The organism is Nocardia sp. CC213A (assembly GCF_030766805.1).
Classification (GTDB): Bacteria; Actinomycetota; Actinomycetes; order Mycobacteriales; family Mycobacteriaceae; genus Nocardia; species Nocardia otitidiscaviarum.
The window spans coordinates 163,770-190,318 of sequence record NZ_JASFXA010000001.1 but is presented as its reverse complement, the minus strand read 5'-3'; the positions used below and the strand labels follow the sequence as shown (position 1 = coordinate 190,318).

General features: G+C 71.7%; 17 protein-coding genes. 10 read left to right on the top strand and 7 right to left on the bottom strand.

Annotated features, from left to right (window positions below; all coding sequences use genetic code 11):
- Positions 1-5 precede the first annotated feature (5 nt).
- From fdhF to QJS31_RS00885, 6 genes are all read left to right on the top strand, one after another.
- On the top strand, positions 6-2,699 hold the full coding sequence (gene fdhF / locus QJS31_RS00910; protein ID WP_282783145.1) for a formate dehydrogenase subunit alpha: 2,694 nt from the start codon (positions 6-8) through the stop codon (positions 2,697-2,699).
- Positions 2,696-3,118, top strand: coding sequence for an Hsp20/alpha crystallin family protein (locus tag QJS31_RS00905; protein ID WP_282783147.1), 423 nt, complete (start codon positions 2,696-2,698; stop codon positions 3,116-3,118). Before fdhF ends, QJS31_RS00905 begins: the two co-directional genes overlap by 4 nt.
- Before the next feature lie 7 nt (positions 3,119-3,125).
- A complete protein-coding gene (locus QJS31_RS00900) occupies positions 3,126-4,109 on the top strand; it encodes a 1-phosphofructokinase family hexose kinase (protein ID WP_282783149.1) in 984 nt (327 codons plus the stop codon).
- A gap of 61 nt (positions 4,110-4,170) precedes the next feature.
- Positions 4,171-5,550 carry a wax ester/triacylglycerol synthase family O-acyltransferase gene (locus QJS31_RS00895; protein WP_306355723.1) on the top strand — a complete coding sequence of 460 codons (1,380 nt, stop codon included), beginning with the start codon at positions 4,171-4,173 and terminating at the stop codon, positions 5,548-5,550.
- A gap of 85 nt (positions 5,551-5,635) precedes the next feature.
- The gene (locus QJS31_RS00890) at positions 5,636-5,896 is read left to right on the top strand and encodes a hypothetical protein (RefSeq protein ID WP_282783153.1); all 261 of its coding nucleotides are present in this window, start codon (positions 5,636-5,638) and stop codon (positions 5,894-5,896) included.
- Positions 5,897-5,927: 31 nt separating this feature from the next.
- Entirely contained in the window at positions 5,928-6,353 is a 426-nt protein-coding gene (locus QJS31_RS00885) for a pyridoxamine 5'-phosphate oxidase family protein (protein ID WP_282783155.1), read from the top strand.
- Positions 6,354-6,461: 108 nt separating this feature from the next.
- Here the strand turns inward: QJS31_RS00885 and QJS31_RS00880 are convergent, their stop codons facing one another.
- From QJS31_RS00880 to QJS31_RS00860, 5 genes are all read right to left on the bottom strand, one after another.
- The gene (locus QJS31_RS00880) at positions 6,462-9,329 is read right to left on the bottom strand and encodes an alkaline phosphatase D family protein (RefSeq protein WP_306355722.1); all 2,868 of its coding nucleotides are present in this window, start codon (positions 9,327-9,329) and stop codon (positions 6,462-6,464) included.
- Positions 9,313-11,634 carry a PEP/pyruvate-binding domain-containing protein gene (locus tag QJS31_RS00875; protein WP_306355721.1) on the bottom strand — a complete coding sequence of 774 codons (2,322 nt, stop codon included), beginning with the start codon at positions 11,632-11,634 and terminating at the stop codon, positions 9,313-9,315. Before QJS31_RS00875 ends, QJS31_RS00880 begins: the two co-directional genes overlap by 17 nt.
- Entirely contained in the window at positions 11,631-11,936 is a 306-nt protein-coding gene (locus tag QJS31_RS00870; protein WP_282781757.1) for a hypothetical protein, read from the bottom strand. Before QJS31_RS00870 ends, QJS31_RS00875 begins: the two co-directional genes overlap by 4 nt.
- 189 nt (positions 11,937-12,125) lie before the next feature.
- Positions 12,126-16,235: an HAD-IC family P-type ATPase gene (locus QJS31_RS00865; RefSeq protein ID WP_282781759.1), complete on the bottom strand. Its 4,110-nt coding sequence runs from the start codon at positions 16,233-16,235 to the stop codon at positions 12,126-12,128.
- Positions 16,232-16,747, bottom strand: coding sequence for a flavodoxin domain-containing protein (locus QJS31_RS00860; protein ID WP_306355720.1), 516 nt, complete (start codon positions 16,745-16,747; stop codon positions 16,232-16,234). The genes QJS31_RS00865 and QJS31_RS00860 overlap by 4 nt, the downstream gene beginning before the upstream one ends.
- 181 nt (positions 16,748-16,928) lie before the next feature.
- Here QJS31_RS00860 and QJS31_RS00855 point away from each other — a divergent pair, with 181 nt between their 5' ends.
- Entirely contained in the window at positions 16,929-17,906 is a 978-nt protein-coding gene (locus tag QJS31_RS00855; protein ID WP_282781763.1) for a magnesium transporter, read from the top strand.
- Here the strand turns inward: QJS31_RS00855 and QJS31_RS00850 are convergent.
- Together QJS31_RS00850 and QJS31_RS00845 are read right to left on the bottom strand one after the other, a co-directional pair.
- A complete protein-coding gene (locus tag QJS31_RS00850; RefSeq protein WP_306355719.1) occupies positions 17,873-18,769 on the bottom strand; it encodes a DUF302 domain-containing protein in 897 nt (298 codons plus the stop codon). The two genes, QJS31_RS00855 and QJS31_RS00850, sit on opposite strands and share 34 nt — an antisense overlap.
- Before the next feature lie 23 nt (positions 18,770-18,792).
- Positions 18,793-19,788 carry an NAD(P)H nitroreductase gene (locus QJS31_RS00845; protein ID WP_306355718.1) on the bottom strand — a complete coding sequence of 332 codons (996 nt, stop codon included), beginning with the start codon at positions 19,786-19,788 and terminating at the stop codon, positions 18,793-18,795.
- Between the two features lie 134 nt (positions 19,789-19,922).
- On the opposite strand from QJS31_RS00845, the gene otsB reads away from it, so the two are divergent.
- Genes otsB through QJS31_RS00830 form a run of 3 tightly spaced genes read left to right on the top strand, consistent with a single transcriptional unit; the run spans position 19,923 to position 26,415 of the window.
- Entirely contained in the window at positions 19,923-23,882 is a 3,960-nt protein-coding gene (gene otsB, locus QJS31_RS00840) for a trehalose-phosphatase (RefSeq protein ID WP_306355717.1), read from the top strand.
- Between the two features lie 2 nt (positions 23,883-23,884).
- Positions 23,885-24,793, top strand: a complete 909-nt coding sequence (locus QJS31_RS00835; protein ID WP_282781773.1) for an ABC transporter ATP-binding protein — start codon at positions 23,885-23,887, stop codon at positions 24,791-24,793.
- Positions 24,790-26,415 carry an ABC transporter permease gene (locus tag QJS31_RS00830; RefSeq protein ID WP_282781771.1) on the top strand — a complete coding sequence of 542 codons (1,626 nt, stop codon included), beginning with the start codon at positions 24,790-24,792 and terminating at the stop codon, positions 26,413-26,415. Before QJS31_RS00835 ends, QJS31_RS00830 begins: the two co-directional genes overlap by 4 nt.
- Positions 26,416-26,549: the final 134 nt, after the last annotated feature.

The window sequence follows — 26,549 nt, the reverse complement described above, 5'->3', positions numbered from 1 at the left end:
CCGTGATGGTACGTGTGTACGTGGCCGGCACGCCGGTCGAGACCGCCGCCGCCGCGACGGTGCTGGACGCCATCCGGGCGTCCGGCCGTGAACTGCCCACCCTGTGCCACGACGATCGGCTGCTACCGCGCGGTTCCTGCCGTATCTGCCTGGTCGCCGCGGACCGACGCGCGGTCGCGGCCTGCACCACACCGGTCCATGACGGCATGATGATCGACCCCGGCGATCCGGTGGCCCGTGCCGCTGCCCGCGGCACCCTCGAGTTGATCGTCTCCGAACTGCCCGCCCGTGCACTCGGCATACCGCCTGAGCGCAGTGAACTGGTGCGCGTCTGTGCGAGCGTCGGCGTCGAGCGGGGTGCGTTCACCGGTGCCGTGCACACCAGCGGCACCGACGATTCGCATCCCTATATCGGCGTCGACCGGGACCTCTGCATCGCCTGTGGCCGCTGTGTCGCCATGTGCGCCGATGTCCAGGGCACCTTCGCACTCGAGTTGGCCGGTCGAGGCTTCGACACCGTCGTCACCGCGGGGGACGGCGGCACGTGGGCGCAGTCGCCGTGTGTGTCGTGCGGTGGCTGTGTCGACTCCTGTCCGACCGGCGCGCTCTACGACAAGCACGCCGTGGGCCGCACCGCGACCGCGACGACCACCACGACCTGCGGCTACTGCGGTGTCGGCTGCGCACTCGACGTGCACACCGACGCGGCGGGCATCGTGGCCGTGACCCCGACCCATCACGCACCGGTCAATCGCGGACACGCCTGTGTGAAGGGGCGTTTCGCCCACGGGTTCGTGACATCCGGTGACCGCCTCACCCAACCGCTGCTGCGCGCGGCGGGGCGTGGATCGCCACTGCGACCAGCCACCTGGGAGGAGGCCCTCGCGCACATCGCGCGGGAGCTGACCCGGGTGCGCGATACCCACGGCGGCGACGCCATCGGCATGATCTGTTCCGCGCGCGCCACCAACGAGGAGAACTACCTCGCGCAGAAGATCGCCCGAACGGTCCTGCGCACCAACAATATCGACAACTGCTCCCGGCTGTGCCACGCACCGACCGCGGCCGGGCTCACCGCGTCGTTCGGGTTCGCGGGCGGTACCAACTCCTTCGACGACCTCGACCGCGCCGACTGCATTCTGGTCGCGGGGGCCAATCCCACCGAAGCGCATCCGGTGGTCGGTTCCCGGATCGTGCACCGGGTGCACGCCGGGGCGCGCCTGGTGGTGGTGGATCCGCGCCGGACCGAACTGGCGGACCTGGCGGATGTGCACCTGCGGGGCGTGCCGGGGTCGAATGTGGCCGTCTTCAACGCGCTGGCTCGCCTGCTGCTCGACTCCGGCCAGGTGGACCACGACTATCTGCGTGACCGCACCACCGGACTCGACGAACTGACGGCCCTGCTCGCCGACTACTCCGCCGAGCGGGTGGCCGCTGTCGCGGGCGTGCCCGCGGCGGCGCTGGCCGATGCCGCCCGCCTGTTCGGCAGCGCGCGACATCCGGTGATCCTGTACGGCCTGGGCATCACCGAACACGCCCACGGCACCGACGGGGTGCGCACCCTGGCCAATCTGGCGCTGTTGCGGGGGACCGTCGGCACTGCGGACGGCTGCGGGGTGCTGCCCCTGCGCGGGCAGAACAATGTGCAGGGCGCATCGGATATGGGTGCGCTGCCAGATGTGCTGCCCGGCTATCAGCGGCTCGCCGATCCCGCCGTGCGCGAGCGGTTCTCCCGCGGGTGGGGAGTGCCGATACCGGAGCGGCCGGGCCTGCGCATCCCCGCCATGTTCGGCGCGGCACTAGACGGCGGCCTGCGGGCGCTCTACGTCATCGGTGAGGACCTGGTCAGCTCCGACCCCGACGCCGGGCATGTGCGGGCCGCCCTGGCCGCCTGTGAACTCGTCATCAGCCAGGACGTCTTCCTTTCGCGCACCGCCGAACTGGCGGACGTGGTGCTCCCGGCCGCGTCGTTCCTCGAGAAGGACGGCACCTTCGTGAATTTCGATCGCCGCTTCCAACGCGTCCGCCCGGCACTCGACCCACCGGGCGGGGTGCGCACCGACTTCGACATCCTGCGCGCGGTGGCGTCCGCCCTGGGAGCCGATCCCGGGTGCCCGACCCCCGCGGCGGCGCTGGACGAATGTGCTCGCCTCACACCGGCTTTCGGCGGGATCTCGCACGATCGGCTGGACCGGGTCGGACCGCTGCACTGGCCGTGCCCGGACCCCGGCCACCCCGGCACCCCCGTCCTGCACCTGGACCGCTTCGCCACCGCCGACGGCCGTGCGGCGCTCGCGGCGCGGCCATATCTGCCGCCGGGCGAGGAGCCGGACGCGGAGTATCCGTTCGTCCTGGTGACGGGTCGCCGACTGGCGCACTACAACACCGGATCCATGACCCGGCGCACCCCCAACGCCGAACTGCTCGCGGGCGAAACCCTGGACATCGCACCCGATGACGCGGCAGCGCTCGGGGTGGCGGCGGGTGATCCCGTGGAGATCCGCAGCCGCCGCGGCCGGATGGTGCTGTCGGCGCGCCCCACCGACGAGGTCGCGCCCGGACAGGTCTTCACCGCCTTCCACTTCCCGCAGGCCCCTACCAACGAGCTCACCTCGCGGTCCGCCGACGAGGTCACCGATTGTCCGGAGTACAAGGTCACCGCGGTAGCCCTGCGGTCGTTCACCGAGGAGAGAAAATGAGTCTGTTGTCCGTACACCGTCACCCGGGTTCGCTGCTGCCCGATGTCGCCGATCTGTGGAATTCCGTACTGCCGCCGGATGTCCCGATGTTCGGCGCGCACCTGCTGCGGGTCGAGGACACCGTCGAGGACGGCCGCTACGTCATTCGCGCCGAGATCCCCGGCATCGACCCCGCCGACGCCCAGGTGTCCGTGCAGAACGGTCAGCTCACCATCAAGGCCGAGCGCACCGAACGCAAAGAGGACAAGGGCCGCTCGGAATTCCGGTACGGTTCCTTCGTACGTACCGTCGCACTGCCGCCGGGTGCGCAGGAGGACGCCATCGACGCCACCTACGCGAAGGGCATACTGACCGTCACGGTGCCCATGGCCGAGCCGCAGTCGCAGGCGAAGTCGATCGAAGTCAAATCCGGCGAGTAGGTGAACCATGTCGGTCGTCACGCTGACGATGAACCCCGCGATCGATATCGCGACCGGCACCGAACGTCTCGTGGCGACCGACAAGATGCGCTGTACGCCACCGCGATTCGATCCCGGTGGCGGCGGCGTCAACGCCGCGCGCACGGTCGCGGCGCTGGATGTGCCGGTCACCGCCGTCTTCCCGACGGGTGGCCCGGCGGGTGCGCAGTTCGAGGAACTGGTGCGCGACGCCGGAGTCGCCTACCGGAAGGTTCCGGTGGCCGGACACACCCGGGAGAATCTCGCCGTCACCGACGAGAACACGCGCGAGCAGTACCGTTTCGTATTCCCCGGGCCCCGCCTGACCAACCGCGAACAGCACCGCTGCCTGGCGGCGGTGGAGAAGCTGGCCCGCAATGCCCGCTACGTCATTGCCAGCGGCACGCTGCCGCCGGGCGTTCCGGCCGACTTCTACCAGTGGCTCGCCGATATCCTGTCCGATCTCGACGTGCGCCTGGTGCTCGACACCTCGGGCGCGCCGCTGCGGGCGATGCGCGGCGGCGTGCATCTGATGAAACCGAGTGTGCGGGAACTGTCCGACCATGTCGGACGCCCGCTCATCGGGCGCGCCGACCAGGTGGCGGCGGCACGCGGCCTCGTGGACAGCGGCGTCAGCGAGATCGTGCTGGTATCGCTGGGCGCGTCGGGCGCGTTCGCGGTCACCCGGGATACCGAGCGGTGGTACGCGCCGATACAGGTGGGCGTGCGCAGCGGTATCGGGGCCGGTGACGCCATGGTGGGCGGCACCACCGTCGGTCTGGTTCGCGGCTATCGACTCGATGACGCGGTGCGGCTCGGAATCGCGGCGGCCACAGCGGCATTGGGGACGCCGGGCTCGCAGCCGGGGTCGCGCTGCCGCATTCTGGACCTGTATCGGGAGCTCACCGCGGGCGCGGGGATGGACGAAGGTCCCCACGATGTCCTGCGTTCGACCCGTGTGCGCGGTGACTGACTGCGCGACGCTGGACTATGCCGGAAAACCGGTGGCCCACTTCGCAGGACAGGCCCGCACGATGACCGAACTACACCCGCTGGATTCCAGTTTCATGGAGCTCGAGGACGCCGACCGGCATGTCAGCCTCGGTATCGGCGCGGTGGCGATCCTCTCGGGTCCGCCGCCGACGCGTACGGAAGTCGTCGCGGCCATCACGGGTCGGCTGGCGAGGCAGCCGCGGTTGCGGCAGCGGGTCCGGCGCGGACCCCTCGACCTGGTCGCCCCCGTCTGGGAGGACGACCCGGATTTCGATGTGGCGCACCATATCCGATGGACCGCGCTGCCGGATCCGGGGGATGACGCGGCCCTGTGCGAATTCGTCGCGACCGAATTGGCGGAGCGGCTCGACCGCGATCACCCGCTGTGGCAGTGCGTCGTGGTGGAACGGCTGGCTAACGAGCGCTGGGCCCTGCTCATCAAGGCGCATCACAGCCTGGTGGACGGGGTTTCGGGCGTATCGCTGTTCGAGAGCCTGTGCGACGAGACGGCCGCCTCGGAGCCGGGCGCGCCCGCGGCCGCCGAGCCCGCTGGATCGGCGGCGACGGCCGCCGAGTCCGCCGGTGCGAGCTGGATCGACGCCCTGCGCCAGGGTGCGCGACTGCCGTTGGAGCTGCCCGGGCAGCTGCTCGGCCTGGTGACCGGTCTGCTTCCGGTGGCCTACGCCGCCGTCACGCCCGCGCCGCCGTCGTCGCTGATCGGGGCCATCGGCCGCCAGCGCCGCTACGCCATCGCCCGCACCAGGCTGAGCGAGGCCCGCGAGATCGGCGCGGCATTCGGCGCGACCGTCAACGATGTGGTGCTGGCCGCGGTCACCGCCGCCTACCGCACCCTGCTGCTGCGCCGGGGCGAACAGCCCACCGCGCAGACACTGCGCGTCCTGGTGCCGGTCTCCATGCGCCCCGACACCGCCAAATACGTTCCCGACAACCGGGTGTCGGCCATGCTGCCGCTGCTTCCGCTCGATCTCGCCGATCCGGTGCAACGGTTGACCACCATTCACGAACACCTCGCGCGACACAAGGCCAGCGGTGCGCCGCACGCCGAGAAGTCGCTGCTGGCGCTGGCGGACTGGCTGCCCTTCGCGCCCGTCGCCTGGGGCGTGCGACTGCTCGGACATCTGCCCCAGCGCGGAGTGGGTGCGGTCGCGACCAATGTGCCCGGTCCGCGTCGGCCGCTGACCATGTACGGCAGGCGGGTCCTGGAACTGCTGCCCGCGGTGCCGATCGCGCTGCGCGTGCGCACCGGCATCGCCATTCTCAGCTACGACGACCAGCTGAACTTCGGCATCACCGGCGACTACGACAGCACCGCGGACCTCTCCGTGCTGGCGGAGGCCGTCGAAGCGGAGTTCCGGACCCTGCTGGCGCGGGTGCGTCGGCACAGCCCCAGCCCGGTCTGATCGTCGTCCGCTCGCGATGGGACCAAGGTCCCCACCCGGCGAGGACGCGACCGGTCCGAAGCGTCGCCGAAGGGCGGCGCCGCCGGTGACCATCGCTCCTACGGCGAGCCGGGCGACCGGCGGACCATTGAGATATGCGAAGGATCGATCCGGTGCCTCGGGCGAGGCGGACGACAACGGCGTCGTTCGGATGATCGGGTGTCGCGACGACGAGGTCGAGGCGTTGTTCCGGTCATCGTGCTCGACCGAATGGGACGTGGTGCGTGAGTCGGGTCTCGAACTGTGCGGAGAGGACTTTTTCCCCTGTCGCGAACTCGCGGCGGTTGGTGTGATGGATGACTGTTGACGAGTAGAGGTAACAGGGAGGCGACCGCCGCGTGTTTTCCACCGAGCAGGAACACCAGTTGGTGGAGTTGGACCGAGCCGAGGCGATGAGTCTGCTCGCCTCGGTGCCGTTCGGCCGTGTGGTGTTCACCCGCAATGCGCTGCCCGCCATTCGCCCGGTCAACCATCTGGTCGGTGACGGGGAGATCGTGGTGCTGCGCACCCGGGTCGACTCCGGCCTGAGCGCCACCGTGCGCGCCCGCCAGAACACGGTCGTCGCCTTCGAGGCCGACGACATCGATCCGATTCGCCGCGCGGGCTGGTCCGTCGTCGTCACCGGTTTCGCCCGCGTCCTCACCGATCCGGATCGAATCGAACGCTACGAGCGGCTGCTACGCCCGTGGGTCGACCGCGTCATGGATACCGTGATCATCATCGAACCCACCCTGGTCTCCGGAGTACGCCTCATCGCGCCCTGAGCGGCGCGGCCCCACCATGCCGCCCAGCCACAACGTCGGGGGACCTTGTACGGCGCGGACCCACAGCGACGCGGACGGCGCCGCATCTGCCCGTCGCGGTTCCACCCGCTACGCCGCGCCAGCGCTCACCGTGAACTCGTAGTCGACCAGAACCGTTCCATCCCAACGCTTCCCCGTGAGCGTGACGGTCACCGTGCGGCCGTCGTCGGCGACGTCCACCACCCCGTACTGCCCGCCGCCCGGGTACGCGCCCTCGCTGTAGGGCCCGCCCTTCACATTGCCGGGCCGGTCCAGGGCCGCGGCGTGCAGGACCGGGAAACCGTGACCGGCCGTCGTCGAGTAGTCGCTGTTGGTGCCGTCGTCGATGGCGACCATATGGGCGTCACCCGCCACCATGAGCAGATTGCGCACCCCGGCGGCCGCGATGGCGTCGGCGATGCGGGCTCGCTCGTCCGGATGTCCGGCCCAACTGTCGGATCCGGGTTCGGCGGCGCCGATCCACGGCATCGAATTGCCCCACACCACCAGGGCGTGGGTGCGGCTGGACCGCACGATCTCGTCGATGAGCCAGGCCAGTTGTTCGGCGCCGAGCATGGTGGTGTCGGTTTCCGCGGAACGGGTGTCGGTGAGGAGGAAACGGACGCGCCCCAGCGTGAACGCCTGGTTGATGGTGCCGCCGGGGGACGGGAACGCGTAGTGCGGGACCGTGGTGCCGAAGGCCGTGCGGGCGGCGTCGCGGCCGGGGGCCTCGGCTCCGGCGTCGTTGGGCCCGTAGTCGTGGTCGTCCCAGACGTAGGCGATCGGGGCGCTGCGGTAGAAGGCGGCCTGGCCCGGTTGGGTGAGCAGCCGGTCATAGGCGTCGAAGAACGGTCCGGTTTCGGTGCTTTCGATATTTCCGTAGTGCAGATCGCCGAGAGCGAGGTGGAACAGCGGATTCTCGGCGTTGAGCGCGTCGAACACGGCGCCGTTGGAGCCCACCCGGGCGCAGGCCCCGGCGGTGAACCGGAATGACATCGGGCCCACCGACGGCGTGGTGAAACGGCCTGTGCCACGGGAGGTGTCGGGTTCGCCGTCCACCACCACCGTGTACCGGTAGGACGTATCGGGTCGTAGCCCCGCGGCATCCATGCGCACGACGCGGTGTGCCCCCGCGGCCACGGCCGCGGTGTCGACGGTCCCGGAGCCGTCCGCGGCGGTGATCCGCAGCCCGGCCGTCCGATATCCGTCGGCCAGGCGTGCGGTGACGGCGATGCCGTCCGCGCGCAGCGCACCCGACCACACCCAGTCCACCCGGTCCACCGCCAGCGCGGGCGCGGAACTGTCCGGATGCGTCGGCCCGAACTGGATGGCGTACACCCGATTCGCCCCGAACCAGGTGGTCGCCAACAGCAGCACGGTGACCAGCGCGAGCGCCACCAGCTCCCCGGCGGTGCGCCGATGCTGCCAGCTCAGCCACAGCAGCACGGCGGGTACCATGGCCCCGGCCGTCAACGCCATGGCGTAGCTCGGCTGGTACTCGATGGCGGCGAAGATACCCAGACAGGTGGCCGCGAAGGCGATGAGCACCGCGCCGATCGCCTCCCACCGCCACGCGAGCAACGCTCCCACCGACACCACGCCCGCGAGTGCCAGCTGCGCGGGCTTCTCGACGGCCGAGCCGAAGACGAAACCCTCCTCGCTGGCCGGTATGCCGACGGTCACGGTGAGCACGGCCAGCGTCACCGCCACGGCCGCGGCCGAGACGTGCGCGAGCATGCGGACCACCGAGGCGGCGGGCATGGTCAGGTGAACGACTCCGCGCGGTGGGTGCCGATGCTGCACCGGCGACCACGGACAGCCCCGGCAGGCCACGTGGGCGCGCGGCATGGCGATCAGCCAGCGCGCCCCGAACACCAGCGCCAGACCGACGGCCGCGCCGCCCAGCACATCGGTGGGCCAATGCCAGCCGTCGGCGACCCGGCTCACCGCCGCGCCGACGGCGACCGTGCCGAAGATCAGCGTGAGCGGTGTGACGACGCCGCGCCGATCGAGCAGCGTCGCCACCGCGAGCGGCACCAGTCCGGCCACGATCACCGCCTGGATCACATGCCCAGAGGGATACGAATCCAGTGCTCCGGCCATCGGTCCGTCCAGCGGGCGCGGCCGGTCGACGAGGACGCGCAAGGTCACGCTGGCGAGCAGACCGAAACCGGTCGCGGCGGCGTAGGCCACCGCCAGGGCGCGGCAGCGCATGGCCGCCAAGCCGACCAGGACGACATACACCAGGACCGTCGGGGTGGCGAAGGCCCGATCGGTGAAGTCGGTCCAGAACGGGATCGACAGTCCAGCGAACCAGTTCTCGACGTAGGCGTCGAATCCCTCGACCACGTACGGGGACGCGCCGAGGATGAGCGAGAGCAGCGCCGCCGCGGCCGTGGCGGCCATAAAGCCCGCGCCGAGACGCCAGCCGGGGCGCCCCAGCCACTCGTCACCGTCCACCGGCCGGGTGGTCAGCAGCGAATTGGTGAGTGCCCGGCTCCACCGGGCGGGCGGGCGCGGATAGCGGGCGAAGACGATCGCCGCGATCACGCCGTAGTACACCGCCGCGCCCGCCACCGCGAGCGAGACGATCAGCAGCCAGGCGATATCGGCCACCCACCCGGGCTGCTGGAAGAAGTTGGCGATCGAACCGATGGTCACGTACAGCGCCCCGCCCAGCAGCGTGATCGCGATCAGCAGATACACCGGACGCGGGCGCAGACCGCGGCGCGCGGCCGAATCCGGGGTGCCGGGGCCCATGGTGAAGCGGGCGACGGCGTGCCCGTCGATGCCCGCGCGCTTGGCCCGCGAGGCATCGCCGCTGGTGCGCACGAGTTCGCGGAGTTCACTGGCGAGCCAGAACAGCAGTCCCACACCCATGATGGCGGGGACGAAGATGTGGGAGCCGGTGCCGCCGAACAGTTCGGCGCGGCGGCGGTCGTCAGCGTGGGTGCGCATCGGGGGGTCCTTCGTCGAGCAGGGTCACGATGCCGGTGTCGCCGTCGACCTCCACCGGGCGGCCGTCGAGGGCGCGCGCCGCACCGGGCAGGTTGAAGACGGCGGGTACACCGAACTCGCGGGCCAGGATCGCCGCGTGCGAGAGCGGGCCGCCCTGTTCGATGACCATCGCGCCGCAGCGCATGAGCAGCGGCGCCCAGGACGGGTCGGTGGTCACCGCCACCAGCACCTCGTCGGTGCCGATCGACTGCTCGGGTGCGTCGAGATGCCGTGCGGTGCCGCGGAATCGGCCGCTGCCCGCCGCCCAACCGGTGAGTCGCCGTCCGGTCGGCACCGCGGTCGCGGTGGGGCCGGGAACGCCGCGGAAGTGCTGCGGCAGCGGATCGCGCTGTTCCTGGCGGGCCAGCCAGCGGCGACGGTGCGCGAGCGTGGCCGGGGCGGGCGGTGCGCCGTCGACGAGCGCGGGACGCAGTTCCCGCACCCGCAGCAATTCCACCTCCGCCGGTTCGGCCAGTGTGCCGCGCGCGGTGAGGCGGCGGCCGATCTCCAGGTGCACGCGCCGAATCTCCCCGCCCAGCAACAGGATCGCCTTCTTGGCGCGCTCCCGGCGTTCGAGCTGTTCGGCGGCCTCGTGGGCGAGCCGCTGGATCTGCCGGTGGCGCAGCCAGCGCGGCACCGCGGCACTCGGCCAGCGTTCGGTCTGCTCGAGCGTCGTCATGACCTGGTCGAAGGCGGCGGCACGGTCACCGACCGTGGTGGGGGAGAGGGGTTTTCGACCCAGCTCCAACCAGGTGGGGCCGGCCGGGATCGCCGCCGACGCCCGCGGTGACGCGCTGATGACCCGTTCCGGAACCACCAGGGCGTGCGCGAGCCGCCGGGCCCGCTCCGCGGGGACGTAGCGGCGCAGCACCGCCCGCAGCCCGGTGTGAATGGCCCCGGCGTCGGCGGCCACGCTGATCTCGGCGGCCATGGCGCGGGTGGCGAGGTCGATCAGCGCCAGCTGGTAGCGCAGCAGCTCGTGCGGCGGCAGACAGTCGAGAATCCTGGCGCGGGCATCGATCTCACCGCTCGCCTGGATCGCCACATCGGCGTCGAAGCGGGCATGCCGACGCACCGCCGCGGCCCGCAGCCGGTGGCGCACCGCCGCCGCGCCGGAGTGCGTGGGCAACCCGGACACGCCCTGGGCGACGCCGGTGGCGGCGGCGTCCAGGGCGGCGCGGCCGTGCACCCGCCGCAGCAGCCCGTGCGCGGTGGTCGGCGTGGCGGCCGGCAGTGCGCCGAGACCGTCCAGGAGGGTGCGCAGCGCCTCCTCGACCAGGAAGGAGCACACCTCCCAGCGCAGCGGCGGCAGGACGCCGGGCAGCATCTCGGCGATGCCCGCGGTGGTCAGTTCGCGGTCGGCCGGATCCGGAGGCGGACTGTCGAACGGATCGTCCGCGGCGGTGGTCACCGTGATCGGCCGGGCCTGCACGATCCAGATCCGGGTGCCGTCCCACGCCCATTCCACATCCTGCGGGCAGCCCGCGCGCCGTTCGATCTCGCGCGCCGCGGCGAGCAGCGGGGCGATCTCGGGGGCGGCGTCGGCGGGTACGGTGCCGTGGTCGAGCCGCAGCACCCGCGGCGTCTGCTTACCGGAGACCAGCACGTCGGCGAGACCGGTGACGGTTTCGATGCGCACGGTTCCGGGCGGAGCGGTCGGATCCTGGGTGAACAGCACGCCGCTGCGCCGCGCCGGGACCATCGGCATGACGAGCGCGGCCATCGCCACCCCGTCCTCCGGAATGCCGAGTGCGGCGCGGTAGGCCCGCGGGGCCGGGTGGTGCAGTGACGAGAACACGGTCAACACGGCGTGTTCCACCGCTGCGCCGTCGTGCGGGTCCACATCCAGCACCGAGTCGTACTGTCCGGCGAACGAGGACGCGGCCATATCCTCCACCGTCGCCGACGAGCGAATGGCCACCGGTCGGCCGTCGCCGATCCGCGCGACGATATCGCGCACCGCCGCGGCGATGTCGCCGGGCAGTCCGGCCTGCTGGAATGCCGCGTCCACGGCCGCGGTCTCGACCTGCTCGCCATCCGCCAGCCGCGCCAGCACGGCCGCGACCTCGGGCCGTCGCGCGACCGCTCGATAGGCGGCGGCGGTGACACAGGCGGCGGCCGGCACCGGAATTCCCCACCTGACCAGCCGGTCGAAGGCGGCGGCCTTACCGCCGACCTCCTCCCCGCCCGCACCGCTGCCATCGAGCACCCGCACCGTATCGGCGGCCGTGGCGCGGACATCGCCGCGATCGGCCGTGCGCGTCACGGCTGCCTCTCGTCGTCGCCGACGATGCCCGCCCGGTACGCGGCGACCGCGCGGTCGGTCACCCGGTGCACGGGCTCCCCGCCCTCGGCGGCCCGCTGTGCCAGCCAGCGCGCCAGATCGGTCCGCACGGACAGCGTGGCTCGACCTCCGAACCGCACCAGCCCCAGCACACCGAGCAGCCCGATGATGCCGAATACCGTCACCAGATCCCAGGTGCGCCCGGTCGCGGCGTCGATCAGCCCGACGATCGCGGCCGCGACGACGCCGAACCACAGTGCCCGGGTCCGCCGATTCGGCGTCATACCCGGCCTCCACGACGAATACCTTTGCGTGTCACGGTGGTTCTCCTTCTACGTCGAGCTGTTCGGTCCATTCGATCAGCGCCGAACGGACCGATGTAGGGGCCACGGTCCCGGGATGTGGGGACGATGGTCGCGTGGGAGCGCGACAGCGCATCGACCGCTCGGTCCGCGTGCCGACGTGGCGTTGGATCAACGTTGGCGGTGGGCGGCGACCGCGGTGCCGACACTCGCCACGGTGGCGATACCCCACCCGAGCGGCCCGAGCGGGCGGCAGCCGAAGAAATAGCTGGTCGGCGGAAACTGAACGAGTGCGAAGAGCGCCGCGGCGGAACCCAGGGCGGCCGCGAGCACCAGGGGGTCGCCGTGCGAATCGCGGGCGGTCTGGGTCAACTGGGTGCCGACCAGAGCGGCGAACCCGACGGTCCCGGCCTGCCGGGGCGGGCAGAGCAGCCGCGCGGTCAGCCAACCGGCCGCGGCCGCGGTACCGGTCGCCATCGCACGGGCGGTGACATCGCGCCGCAATGCCGTGCCTACCGCCGAATCCGGCCCCTCGGACAACAGCATGGCCGGGGTGATGCCGCGCGGTGGACGGGCGGCCACCACCAGGGCGGGCAGCAGGTCCGTGAGCAGATTGACCGCCAGCAGCTGGCGGGCGTTGAGCGCCGGACTCCGGTCCAGCAGTGCCGAGCCGACGGTGAAGGCGATCTCGCCGAAATTGCCGCCGACCAGCATGGAGACGCTGTCGCGCACAGAACGCCACATGGCGCGGCTCTCGATGACGGCGTCCACGATGGTCTCGATGTGTTCGTCGGTGACGACGATATCGGCGGCCTGTTTCGCGGCCGGTGTGCTGCGCGGGCCCAGCGCGATGCCGACATCCGCCAATCGGATGGCCGGAGCGTCGTTGGCGCCGTCGCCGGTCACCGCGACGGTGTGACCCGCACGGCGCAGCGCGCCCACGATGGCGGCCTTGTGCACCGGTGAGACGCGCGCGAATACCGCTGTCTCGGCGACGAGTTCGGCCAGTTCGGCCTCGGTTCGGGTCTCGACCTCCGCACCGGTGATGACCCGGCCGCCGGTGCGCAGCCCGAGTTCGGTGGCGATACCGAGCGCGGTGCGCGGATGGTCACCGGTGAGCATGACGGCGTCCACGCCCGCGGCGCGCAGATCGCGCACCGCCACGGCGGCGGTGGGCCGCACCGGGTCGGCCAGGCAGAGCAGACCGGCGAACACCAGGCGTTCGATGCGGTCGCTGTCGAGTTCGCCGCGCTGGGAAGCGGCGCGCTCGGCCACCGCCAGCACCCGGAAGCCCCGCTCGGCGAGCTGTTCCACGGTGACCCGCAATTCGTCGAGGTCGGCATCGGTGAGCGGGGCGACCGTATCGCCGCGGCGGCGGCCGATACAGCGCGGCAGGATGATCTCCGGTGCGCCCTTCACGCTGAGCAGGTGGCGGCCGTCGGTGCGGCCGAGCACCGCGTGGAACCCTCGACCGGGTTCGAACGGCAACTCCTGCACCATGATCCAGTCCGGCTCGGCATGGTCTCGCTCGATAGCGGCGACAGCCGCGCCCCGCACCACCGCGCGGTCGGTGGGATGCGGGAGGGGCTGCCCCTCCGGGCCGACGGGGGTGGCACGCAGCGCGGCGGCCAGCACGTCGCGTCGCGCACCGGTGAGCGTGTCGACCGCCTCGTCCACCGTGCCGTCACCGACCCGGCGCAGGCGGATATGCCCCTCGGTGAGCGTGCCGGTCTTGTCGAAGCAGACCGTGTCCACGCGGCCCAGCGCTTCCAGGGTGCGGGGCGTGCGCACCAGCACATTGCGCGTCGACAGCCGTCGCGCCGCCGCCAGTTGGGCCACGGTCGCCACGAACGGCAGCCCCTCGGGCACCGCGGCCACCCCCAGCGCGACCGCGGAACCCACAGCGGCGGACAGCCGTCCGCGCAGCAGCCCGATACCGAGAACGGCGGTGGCCGCGCCCACCGAGACGCGCATGGAGAGCCGGGTGAGGTCGTCGAGGCGGGCCGCGACCCCGCTGGCGGACTCGCCGCTGTCGGCGAGCCGCCCGCTGCGGCCGGTCTCGGTCTCCGTGCCGACGGCCACCACCACGGCGGTGCCGCTGCCGGCCACCACATCGGTGCCCGCGTACAGCATGCTGGCGCGGTCGGCCACCTCGGCGGCGTCGACGGGTGCGGGATCCTTGGGCACCGGCAGCGATTCACCGGTCAGACTGGATTCGTCCACCTCGAGATGGTCCGCGTCGAGCAGGCGGCAGTCGGCGGGTACGGCATCACCCGCTCGCAGCACCACGATATCGCCGACCACGAGTTCGCTGGCGGGCGTGATGCTTTCCCGCTCCTGTCGCCGCAGCCGGGCCTGCAGGGAACCGATCTCGGCGAGGCGGCGCACCGCGCGACCGGCCGCCGTCCGCTGCACCGCGCCCAGCAGCGCGTTGCCCATCATCACGAGGAAGACCAGTCCGGCGTCGAACACCGATCCGCTGGCCGCCGACACACCCGCACCCGCGGCCAGCGGTGCGGTGAGCGGGGTGTCGAGTTCGGACAGTGTTGCCCGCCACAGGGTTTCAGCGGGTTCTGCGATATCCGTGGGCGCGATGCGCCGCTGGGCCGCCTGTTGATCGGTCAATCCTGGCAGACCGGTGCCGAGGGCGGCGAGCGCCTCGTCCACGGGCATGGCATGCCAGGGCGTGCTGTCGCTCGGCGCGGGTGGGGCTTGCCGGGCCAGTGCGCCGACCGACCAGATGCCGGTCGCGACGGCCGCCAACGCGGCCAGTCCGACCGGGAAGGTGCCGCGCTGGCAGGCCCCGCGTTGCGGGCCGAGCAGACCCAGCACCGCCCCGGATATCGAGCCGAGCAGGGCCAGTCGCACCCCACGCGCGCTGTTGCCTCCGGCCGCACCGCAGCCGCGCAGCAGCAGCCATGCCTCGGAAAGGCCGGGGCCACACAGGATATCGGCCGCCCACGGTGGGGTACGGCCGTCGGTGAGGATGCCGATGGCGCAGTCGGCGGCGGCCAATCCGGGGGCATTGTGCCCCGCGATCAAGGCGACCGTATGTCCCTGCGCCTGGAGTTCCCGCACCGACGCGGCCAGGTGGGGTCCGCCGCCCAGACTGTCATCGGCGCCGACTCGCTCGGCCAGCCCGGAACTGCGGGGTGCGACGACGACGCGGCCGACGCGGTGGGCGGCGGCCATCACCGCGTCGGTGAGTGGATCGAGTCTGCCCTCGGCGTCGACGAGCACCTGCGCGTCGATCACCACGGTGTCGATGCGGTCGAGCAATGCCAGCGCGGCCGGATCACGAACCAGCACACCACGATCGCACAGGGTGCGGGCGAGCGCGGCCGTATAGGCGGCAGCACCCATATCGGCGGCGCGTGGCGCACCGATCACAATGGCCCGTGCGGCGCGGGTGAGCCCGGCGACGGGAAGGAGCAGGGCCGCCGCACTCACCGTGACCGCACCCGCTTTCCGCTCGTACCGCTGGACGGGACCCGGCGGCAGGGGTGTCGGACGGGCGTCGGGTGCTGGCTGTGCCTGTGCGGCCGCCGCGCGGGCGGTAGCGGTGAGCTCTGCCGCCCGCCGTTCCCAGGCGTGGCGGCGGGCCAGGGCGGCGGGGAGTTCCACCGCGCGCAGCCCGGCATCGGCCAGCGCCGAGAGCGGATTGCGGCTGGCCGCCGAGACGACCGAACCGGCCAGCGACAGCACGGCATCGACCCGCACCGCTCCGAATCGGCTGTCGAGTTCCGTGCGCAAGCCGGGAATCAGATCGACCGCGTGCACGGCGGCGATCGACTCGGGCGGAAGAGACAGCGTGGGTGCAAGCCGTCCCACCAGTCCGACCACGGCTCCGGCCAGATCGCCGCCGAGCGCGACCAATTCATCGAAGATCGGTTCGAAGCTGGCCGGATGCAGCGGTCTGTCCCGAGGCCGACCGGTCATGGCGTACTCGTGCTCCACGTGGGCGACGGTCTCGCTCAGACGCGCCACATTGACCCGCTCGGGATCGAAGTCGACGATCACGTCGCCGAGGATCCCGTTGACCGCCACCCAGCGCACCCCGTCGAGTGCGCCCACCGCGCTGCGCAGTGCGGCGGGATAGTCCGCGGGCGCGTCGACGTGATGCACCCCGCGGGCCTCGATGTGGGCGCGACCGTCGCGCGCCCAGATCTGTCGCCCGGCGGCCTCGTTGCGTACCGCACGCACCGTATCGCCCGCCAATGCCGTGACGAACCGAACCGCCGCACCGACCCCGAACACCGCTGCCGCCGACGTGGGCTTCACCGCGCGGGCGGTGTGGACAGGTCGGTGGCGATCGCGGCGGCCCAGGCTCGGATGCGTGCACGGTCGCGGAAATCACCGGCGGAGTTCTTGGCCATCGCCGACGCCGGGAAGCCGCGTGCGTCCGGGAGCAGTCGCCCGCCGAAGATCGTGTAGCCGCGGGCGTTCACCCGTGCGGCGGCCTTGCGGACGGCACGGGCGCCGAAGATCTCGTCCGGGTCCACCCGGTCGGCCGAATCATCCAGCGGCCCACTGCCGAACATCCATACCGGATGGTCCGGGAGGGTGCGATGGAAGCGACGGACGAAGCCGCGGGCGTGGCGATGCCAGCGGCCCGCGTACAGCGCCCCGCCCAGCACGATCGCGCCGTAGCGTTCGAGGGAACGCACCTCGGCGGCGGATCGGACCTCGGCGGTGACGTGTTCGGCGCGCAACGTGTCACCGATCCACTCGGCGATCTCAGCGGTGCCGCCGCGCTTGGATCCGTAGGCCACCAGAACGGTATCCACAATCATGACGAACCTCCTCGTGCTCGATTCCACTCCGGTCGCGACTCGCGGCCCAGGGCCGAAAGGCAGGCGGCCGCAGGTATTTCGGCGGTCCTTTCGCGGGCGCGAAGTCGGTCGGGCGTATGCGCGCGGGAGCGGTAGGAGGCGAGCGCTGGCGTGCGGGGGTGCCGGGGGCTAGCGTTCGGCTGTGGAGAGCAGGATGATCGCCGCCGATGTCCTCGATACCGCGGCCGCGCACGCGACGCGGGACGTCCCGGTCGTCGAACCGGCGGAGACGGTGCGGGCGGCGCTCGCGGGGATGCGGGGCCGGCGGTTCGCCAGTGCGGCGGTGGTGGTGGTCTGCCGGGACGGCTACCTTGCCGGACTGGTCACCATCGAACGGCTGCTCGCCGCGCCGCCGGACAGCCCGGTCGGTGAGGTGATGGACACGGACCCGCCGACGGTGGCGGGGCACCACGATCAGGAAGCGGCGGTCTGGGAGGCGCTGCGCCACGACGAGCCCGGCCTCGCCGTCGTCGACGCGGACGGCAGGTGGCTCGGGGTGATCCCGCCGCAACGGCTGCTGGGACTGCTGCTGGCGGAGCACGATGAGGACGTGGCCCGGCTGTCGGGCTATCTGGCCTCGACATCCACGGCGCGCACGGCCACCACCGAGCCGGTGGCCCGGCGACTGTGGCACCGATTGCCCTGGCTCGCGGTGGGTTTCGTGGGCGCGATGCTGGCCGCGGGCGTGGTCGACGCGTTTCGGGGGCAGCTCGAGCGGGAGGTGTTGATCGCCTTCTTCATTCCGGGCGTGGTGTATCTGGCCGACGCGGTCGGCACCCAGACGGTGGCGTTGGTGGTCCGCGGGTTGTCGGTGGGGGTCGGCATCCGCGGGATCGTGGTGCGTGAAACCGTGACCGGCGCAGTGATCGGTCTGCTGGTCGCGGTCGTATCGTATGCGTTCACCCTGGCGGTCTGGGGCGATGCGGAGGTTTCCGCCGCCGTGGCCATCGCGCTGCTGGCCGCCTGTTCGGTGGCGGCGGTGGTGGCCATGGTGCTGCCGTGGGCGCTGTCGCGCCTGGGCATCGACCCCGCGTTCGGGTCGGGGCCGCTGGCCACCGTGATCCAGGATCTGCTGTCGATCGTGATCTACCTCGGGGTCACCGCACTGGTGGTGACCTGATCGGTCTCGCGCGCCGCCGTCAGCGCCGCGATGAGCAGCCGCCGGGTCTCGGCGGCCACCGGCAGCAGGTCCGCCAGCGGCAGGGCGGCCGCCAGCACCTCGGGATCGGCGACTTCCACCTGGGTGCCGCCCTCGACCGCGCGCACCACCACGGTGCAGGGCAGCAGCAGTCCGGCCTCGCGGTCGGCCGCCAACGCCCGTTGGGCCAGCCCCGGATGGCAGGCGCTGAGGATCGTGTAGTCTTCGACGGGCTCGCCCAGCCGAGCGTGCAGCAGCGCCCGCACATCGAGATCGCCGACCACTTCGAAGTCGTACTCCCGCAGTACTTTCCGGGTCCAGTCGAGCGCCGTCGCGAACGGTTCGTCCAGCAGCAGCGCGATACTCGGCGCGGGAACGACCGGGATGGTGATCTCGGTGAGTAGTTCCCGGGGGTCGGACACCTCGTCCGGGCCGACGAGATAGGCTTCCCGTGCGGGTCCGGCCGCACGATAACCGTTGTCGCGCAACCACGCCCGCAGCGATCTGTGCACGGCTTCCAGCTCCCGGTAGCCGCCGCGGTAACAGATCCGGGCCACCATGCGGTCCGGTTCCAGCAGCAGCGTCGCACCCGACGCGGGACCGAGTTTGGGCGCGGGTTCCACCACGACGCCGAAGTCGACGACGGTGGAGCCGTCCGCGGCCGGTGGCTCGCGGAAAGTGATGGTCGACGCGCCGATGGTGGTGAGTTCGGCGCGCTGCGCGGTGGTCACCAGTTCGCGCATTCCCTCCGCGATATCCGTGCCCACCCGGTCCGCTCTGATCGCACGCGGCAGGCACAGCATGGTTTGCGGGGGCGTGCGGCAGATGCTGACCCGGTGTTTCATCGGGCTCTCCTTCTCGGGCGTGCTCATCTCGGCATGGCCAAGATGTCGGCCAGGGGGCGGCGCGGCGTGACCGTCTCGGTCTCCGAGACGGTTTCCGATTCCGGCTCCGGTGCCGTACCCACCCGAACCAGCACCTGCGGCAGGTCGCCCCGCCCGGTGAGTTCCCGGACCACGGCCCGGCCGCGTGGATCCTCGGTGAGGTGGGTCAGCGGACAGGTCGCCGATCCGGCGACGGTGCATTCCAGCAGCACCGTGGAGAGGGCGGTACCGCAGCGCAGCAGTTCCTCGGGTGTGTCGCCGAGGGTGGACAGCACCAGGACGGCCGCATGGTCGGTATCGAGTTCGGCGCGGCGCGAGGCCGTCGCGGCGGCGGGGAAGGCTCGGCCGATACCCACGCGCGCCTGCTCCTCCGGATTGGCCAGCGCTGTCCGGGGCACGCCGCCCGCCGCTGCGGAATGCCCGGTCCACCAGCGTAATTCGGCCTGGTACCCGGCATCGTAGCGGCGCACGGCGGCGGTGAGGCCGGAGGCGTGCGCCAGTCGGGCGCGACTTTCCGGACCGAGCACGCTCACGACCGCGTCCTCGGGATCTACCACCGTGCGTAGCACGGTCTCGAGTTCGTCCCATCTCCTCGGCGCGGCGAACGGCAGCCGATCGGTGTGCCGCCGGACGATGGCGTCGGCCCGTTCCCGATCGGCGTCGGTGACGATCCGAGCGGGACGGAAGGTGACGGTGGCGAGGTGATCGTGATTGTTCGGGTCGGGGAAGTGCGCCACGGTGCAGCGCCACCCCGCCGCCGCCATGGCGACACGCAGGTGGCCGAGCGTGACGCCGCAGCTGATCAGCAACTGGCGGCGGCACGGATCGGTGGCGGGCAGCAGCCGCTCCGGAGCCGCGAACAGGCGCAGCGCGGCCCCGTCGAAGGTCCACCGCCACGGCTGGCTGTTGTGCAGCGACGGCGCACGACCGGCCAGCAGCACGGCCTTCTCGATGGTGACGCCGGTGGGCAGAACGGTCATAGCGCTCACGGTAGGCGCGCGTGGCGACGGTGTAACGAGTCCTAGGTCCCGAACCACCGGGTACCGCACCCCCCGAGGGTGCGGGGACTTTGTTCTCTTGCTGGACAATCCCCGCGCCAGCCAACCTGGGAGGTGTGTACGCCGATACCGCAGCGCTGATCGATGCGCGCCGCCACGACGCTGTGCTCTTCGATATGGACGGGGTCGTCACCGACAGCGCGTCGATGCACGCCGCGGCCTGGACCGAGCTCTTCGACGACTTCCTCGCCCGGCGCGCCGGTGCCCGGGGTGAACGGCTCACCCCGTTCACCCACGACGACTACCTGCGCTACGTCGACGGCAAACCGCGCTACCGCGGCGTGGCCGATTTCCTTGCGTCCCGGGACATCTCGCTACCGTGGGGCGATCCGTCGGAGCAGGGGGACGTCGACACCGTATGCGGGCTCGGCAACCGCAAGGATCGCCTGTTCCTCGCACGGGTGGCGCGGGACGGCGTGCGTGTCTTCGACGGTACGGTGGCGTTGATTCGACGGCTGCACGCCGCCGGTCTCGGCACGGCGGTGTTCTCCGCCAGTCGCAATGCGGCCGAGGTGCTGGCGGCGGCCGGGCTGGCCGACCTGTTCGAGGTGCGGGTCGACGGCCTGGAGGCCGAAAGGCTCGGGCTGGCGGGCAAACCCGACCCGGCCATGCTGCTCGAGGCGGCGTACCGGCTCGGGGTCGAGCCCGAGCGCACGGTGGTGCTCGAGGATGCCGAGGCCGGAGTGGCGGCCGGTCGCCGAGGCGGCTTCGGATCGGTGATCGGCGTCGACCGGGGCGGACATGCCGACCGGCTGCGCGAGCAGGGCGCGGACACCGTGGTGGCGGACGCGTCGGACGTGCTGCTGCGCAGCGGATTTCGCCGGGTATCCGAACTCCCGGACGCGCTGCGGTCGTGGTCGCGGATCACCGATCTGCTGGATACCGGCAAGGCCGCCGTACTGCTCGACTTCGACGGCACACTCTCCGATATCGTGCCCGATCCGGCCGCCGCGCAACCGGTGGAGGGCGCGCGGTCAATACTGGCCGAACTGGCGGCGACCTGCCCGGTCGCGGTGGTCAGCGGCCGCGCACTGGAGGATCTGCGGACCCGGGTGGGGATGGACGGGCTGTGGTACGCGGGCAGTCACGGCTTCGAGCTGATGGCCCCGGACGGCACCCGGCACGTGCACGGCGCGGCACCCCATGCCGAGGCGGTGGTCGAACAGGCGGCGCGGTTGCTGCGCGACCGGCTCGCCGACGTGCCCGGGGCGCTGGTGGAGCCCAAACGGTTCACCGTCGCCGTCCACCACCGTACGGTGCCGCGCGAGCAGGTCGCGGCGGTGGTGAGCGCCGCCCACGACGTGGCACGGGCGGTGGGGCTGCGCGCCACCGGCGGCCGCAAGGTCACCGAACTGCGCCCCGATGTGGAGTGGGACAAGGGCCGGGCGCTGCGCTGGATCCTGGACCGGCTCGCCGTGCCCGCCGTGCCGGTGTACCTGGGCGACGACCTGACCGACGAGGACGCGTTCGACGCCATCGAGGCCGACGGTATCGGCATCGCGGTCCGCCACGCCGAGAGCGGGGACCGCTACACCGCCGCGCGCTTCGCGGTGGCCGGACCACGCCGGGTGCGCGACCTGCTGGACCGATTGGCGGACTGGCTGCGCACCGACCCCGACCTGTCCGCCTCGGAGCAGTGGATGCTGACCTTCGAGGGCTACGACCCGGCCGCGGAGAAGCTGCGCGAAGCGTTGTGCACGGTCGGCAACGGCTATCTGGGCACCCGCGGGGCCGCCCCGGAATGTGCCGCGGGCGAACGGCACTACCCCGGCACCTATGTCGCGGGCGTCTACAACCGGCGCTTCGACCAGATCGCCGGACGCACCGTGGACAACGAGAGCCTGGTGAATCTGCCCAACTGGCTGCCGGTCACCTTCCGGATCGGCGACGGCGACTGGTTCGACGTCGACCACGCCGAACTGCTGTCCTATCGCCAGCAACTGGACCTGCGCCGGGCGATTCTCATTCGGCGCTTCCGATACCGCGACGCGGCCGGACGCATCACCACGGTGCGGCAGCGCCGCTTCGCCGCCATGCACGCACCCCATATCTGCGCGCTGGAGACCACCCTCACCGCCGAGAACTGGTCGGGGCCGGTGACCCTGCGCTCGGTCATCGACGCCGACGTGCGGAACACGCTGGTGGATCGCTATCGCGCCCTGTCGGGCGACCACCTGGTGCCCGTCACCACCGCCGTGCTGTCGCCGGATGCCGTGCTGGTCGCCGTGCGCACCAACGGCTCCGAGATTCCGATCGCCGTGGCCGCCCGCTCGACGGTCCGTGTCACCGGCGAGACCTGCTATGAGACAACGAGATTCATCGACGAAGGGCGGGTGGTCGGCCAGGAGTTCACCGTCGACACCGCCGAGTGGGGTTCGGTGACGCTGGAGAAGGTGGCCACCGTCTACACCGGACGCGACCACGCCATCGCCACCCCGGCCGAGGCCGCCGCCCGGGAGCTGGCCGCCTGCGGCGACTTCGCGCGGTTGCTGGCCGAGCACGACACGGCCTGGGAACACCTGTGGGAGCGGGCGCGTTTCGACCTCGACGGCCACGACCACGGGGTGCGCCTGGTGCGCTTCCACCTCATGCATCTACTGCAAACCCTGTCCCCGCACACCGCCGATCTCGACGTGGGCGTACCCGCCCGCGGGCTGCACGGCGAGGCGTATCGCGGGCACGTGTTCTGGGACGAGATGTTCATCTGCCCCGTCCTCACCGTGCGCTTTCCCATGGTCACCCGCGCGCTGCTGCGCTACCGCCACCGCCGCCTGCCGGAGGCGCGGCGGGCGGCGCGGGCGGGCGGCTGGGCCGGTGCGCTGTTCCCCTGGCAGTCCGGCAGCGACGGGCGCGAGGAGTCGCAGCGCCTGCACCTGAATCCGGAATCGGGACACTGGAATCCGGATCCGAGCGTGCGCGCCCACCACGCGGGGCTGGCGGTCGCCTACACCGTGTGGGAGTACCACGAGGCCACCGGGGACGTGGAGTTCCTCACCGAGTACGGGGCCGAACTGCTGGTCGAGATCACCCGGTTCTGGGCGAGCCGGGTGGGGTACGACCCCGAGCGGAATCGCTATCGCGTCCGCGGCGTCATCGGGCCCGACGAATTCCACTCCGGGTATCCGGACGCGCCCCTGGACGGTATCGACGACAATGCCTACATCAATGTGATGGCGGTCTGGACCATCCGGCGCACGCTCGATGCCCTGGCCCTGCTGGGTCCGCGCGAGCGCGGGCGGTTGCTGGAATCGCTCGGGGTGGATCCCGGTGAACCGCGCATCTGGGAGGACCTCACCCGGCGCATGTACGTGCCGTTCCACGACGGGGTGATCAGCCAGTTCGACGGCTACGACCGGCTCGCGGAACTGGATTGGGCCCGCTACGGCGATATCCAGCGCCTGGACCGGGCGCTGGAGGCCGAGGGCGACGACGTCAACCGCTACCGGGCGGCCAAACAGGCCGATGTGCTGATGCTGTTCTATCTGCTCTCGGCCGACGAGCTGCGGGCGCTGCTGGCCGACCTCGGCTACGAACTGCCCCCGGAGATGATTCCGCGCACCATCGACTACTACCTGGCGCGCACCTCCCACGGCTCCACCCTCAGCGCCCTGGTGCACGCCTGGGTGCTGGCCCGCGCGCACCGGGATCGGGCCGCGGAGTTCTTCGATCGGGTGCTGTCCTCCGATATCGCCGACATCCAGGGCGGCACCACCGCCGAGGGAATCCATCTGGGCGCCATGGCGGGCAGCGTCGATCTACTGCAACGCTGCTTCACCGGCCTGGAATTGCGTTCCGGCCGACTGATATTCGACCCAGCGTGGCCGAAGGAACTGGGCACGCTCAGCTTCCCGATCGTCTACCGGGGCCACCGCATGACCGTCGGCGTCGGCGCGACCGAACTCGAGGTCCGCTCCGATCCGGGAGCCGTACCGGATATCGAGATCGAATGCCGCGGCCGGGTCGACCGGCTCGCCGCGGGCCGCACCGTACGGATTCCCCTGGCGGAGAAGGGATGACCATGACCGACGCGATCACCATCACCGGCCTGACCAAGACGTTCGGCCGCACACGCGCGCTCGACGAGCTGAACCTCACCGTGCGCACCGGAGAGGTGCACGGATTCCTCGGACCCAACGGGGCCGGGAAGACGACCACCATCCGGATCCTGCTGGGATTGCTGCGGCCCGACGCCGGGACGGTGCGGATGTTGGACGGCGACCCCTGGCGGGACGCGGTGGCCCTGCACGCCCGGCTGGCGTACGTGCCCGGAGAGGTGACGCTGTGGCCCGGCATCACCGGCGGCGAGGTCATCGACCTGCTGGCCCGGCTGCGCGGACGGGCGGACCGCCGCCGCCGCGACGACCTGCTGGAGCGATTCCGGCTCGACCCCAAGGTGAAGGCCCGCGCCTACTCCAAGGGCAACCGGCAGAAGGTCGCGCTGGTGGCGGCGCTGGCCTGCGAGGCGGAACTGTATCTGCTGGACGAACCCACCGCGGGCCTGGACCCGCTGATGGACGCCGAATTCCGTTCCTGCGTACGGGATCTGACGCGGCGGGGGAGTACCGTGCTGCTGTCGAGCCATATCCTCGGCGAGGTCGAGGCGCTGTGCGATCGGGTGAGCATCATCCGTGACGGACATACCGTCGAGAGCGGCACCCTCGCCGAGCTGCGGCATCTGACCCGCACCACCATCACCGTCGAAACCGTGCGCCCGACAACGGAACTGGGTTCGGTACCCGGCGTGCACAACCTGGTCGCCGACGGCACCCGCGCCCGCTTCGACGTGGAACCGGAACATCTCGACGCCATTCTGCGCTCGCTGGCCTGGCTGGGGGTGCGCAGTCTGGAGAGTGCGCCACCGACCCTGGAGGAACTGTTCCTGCGCCACTACGGCAGCCGGACCGAGCCGGTACGGGCGTCGTCGTGACCGCCCCGGATACCGGGACGACCCGGGAGACGCGGCCCACCCAGGCGGCGGGGGCGGGCACCCTGCTGCGCTTCGCGCTGCGGCGGGAGCGATTCACGCTGCCCTGGTGGATATTCGGCCTCGGCGCGCTGCTGGCGTTGCAGTCGGTGAGCAGCCAGCGCCTCTACGACACGCCCGAGAAGCTGGAGGCGCTGCGGCGGACCATGGGCGGCAATGCCGCCGTGGTGGCGCTGGGCGGGCCGCTGCGACTGCTCGACACCATCGGCGGGGAGGTGCTGTTCGAGATCTTCACCTACCTCGCCATCGTGATCGCGCTCATGAATATGTTTCTGGTCGGCCGCCACACCCGCACCGACGAGGAGACCGGTCGGGCCGAACTGATTCGCTCCGCCCGGGTCGGTCGGCGCGCGGCACTGGTCGCGGCGCTGCTGCTGGCCGTCGCGGCGAACGCCGTCGCGGCGGTGGCCGTCTGCGCCGTCGCGGTGGGGACCGGCCTGCCGGTGGGCGGTTCGCTACTGCTCGGGGCCGTGCTGGCCGGGACCGGGGTGACCTTCGCCGCGGTCACGGCGGTGGCGGCGCAGATGTTCGAGAATCCACGCAGCGTGTACGGTGCCGTGTCGCTGGCCCTCGCCGCCGCCTGGGTGCTGCGCGCGGTGGGCGACGTGGGCAATGGCACGGCGTCGTGGCTCTCACCGATCGGATGGGGGCAGCGCAGCTATCCCTACGTGGTGGACCGCTGGTGGCCGCTGCTGCTGTTCGCGGCGGCGACCGCGGTCCTGTTCGCGGTGGCGGTATGGCTGCTGGACCGGCGCGATTTCGGTTCCGGGCTGTTCGCGTACGGCACCGGGCGGGCGACCGCGTCCCCGGCCCTGCGATCCCCGGCGAGCCTGGCGTGGCGGCTCCAGCGCGGTGCGCTGATCGGCTGGGTGACAGGTGTTTTCGGGCTGGGACTGGCCTATGGATCATTCGCGGACAGCATCGAGGAGTTCATCGCCGACAATCCGGATATCGCCGCGTTCCTGCCCGGCGGTGCCGATGACGCCGTGGATTCGTATCTGGCGCTGTCCCTGTCGACGCTGGCCCTGCTGACCGCCGCCTACACCGTCACGGCGGTGCTGCGGGCGCGCGGCGAGGAAACCGAGGGCCGTGCCGACCCGTTGCTCGCCGCCCCGGTCGGCCGGACGACCTGGTTCGCGGGTCATCTGAGCGTGGCGTTGATCGGCAGCGCCGTGGTGCTCGCCGCCGGTGGGATCGGCGTCGGACTGAGCCACGGCATGATCACCTCGGCCGCCACCGAACCGCTGCGGCTGGCGGCCGCCGCACTCACCTACCTGCCCGCCGCCTGGCTGGTCGCGGCCGTGGCCGCACTCGCCTACGGCTGGCTGCCGCGCCTGGCCACTCCCGTCTCGTGGGGCTATTTCGCCTACTGCGCGGTCGCCACCCTCTTCGTCGAATCCTTCGATCTCCCGGCCTGGTTCGACCAGGCCACCCCCTTCGCCCACCTGCCCCGAGTCCCGCTCGACGACCCCCGGCCCGGCCCGCTGCTCACCCTCCTCGCCCTGACCGGCCTCGGAATGCTGGCAGCTCTGGCCGGTCTGCGCCGTCGCGATATCGGCTACTGAACCGTTCCCCGGGCCGCTGACGATCAGGGCGGACGGCATAGGCACCTCGAGTAGCGGCTACGGGAGGCCACTTGCGCGGACGTGGAAAGGCGCGGCCGCACCGGGGGGCTCGCCACACGACGGCGGCCCGTGGT

Bases quoted from the DNA above. Each gene is read 5' to 3' on its own strand.
- fdhF (WP_282783145.1), top strand. From the start codon at position 6: ATGGTACGTGTGTACGTGGCCGGCACGCCGGTCGAGACCGCCGCCGCC.
- QJS31_RS00905 (WP_282783147.1), top strand. From the start codon at position 2,696: ATGAGTCTGTTGTCCGTACACCGTCACCCGGGTTCGCTGCTGCCCGAT.
- QJS31_RS00900 (WP_282783149.1), top strand. From the start codon at position 3,126: ATGTCGGTCGTCACGCTGACGATGAACCCCGCGATCGATATCGCGACC.
- QJS31_RS00895 (WP_306355723.1), top strand. From the start codon at position 4,171: ATGACCGAACTACACCCGCTGGATTCCAGTTTCATGGAGCTCGAGGAC.
- QJS31_RS00880 (WP_306355722.1), bottom strand. From the start codon at position 9,329: ATGCGCACCCACGCTGACGACCGCCGCCGCGCCGAACTGTTCGGCGGC.
- QJS31_RS00870 (WP_282781757.1), bottom strand. From the start codon at position 11,936: ATGACGCCGAATCGGCGGACCCGGGCACTGTGGTTCGGCGTCGTCGCG.
- QJS31_RS00860 (WP_306355720.1), bottom strand. From the start codon at position 16,747: ATGATTGTGGATACCGTTCTGGTGGCCTACGGATCCAAGCGCGGCGGC.
- QJS31_RS00850 (WP_306355719.1), bottom strand. From the start codon at position 18,769: ATGAAACACCGGGTCAGCATCTGCCGCACGCCCCCGCAAACCATGCTG.
- QJS31_RS00845 (WP_306355718.1), bottom strand. From the start codon at position 19,788: ATGACCGTTCTGCCCACCGGCGTCACCATCGAGAAGGCCGTGCTGCTG.
- QJS31_RS00835 (WP_282781773.1), top strand. From the start codon at position 23,885: ATGACCGACGCGATCACCATCACCGGCCTGACCAAGACGTTCGGCCGC.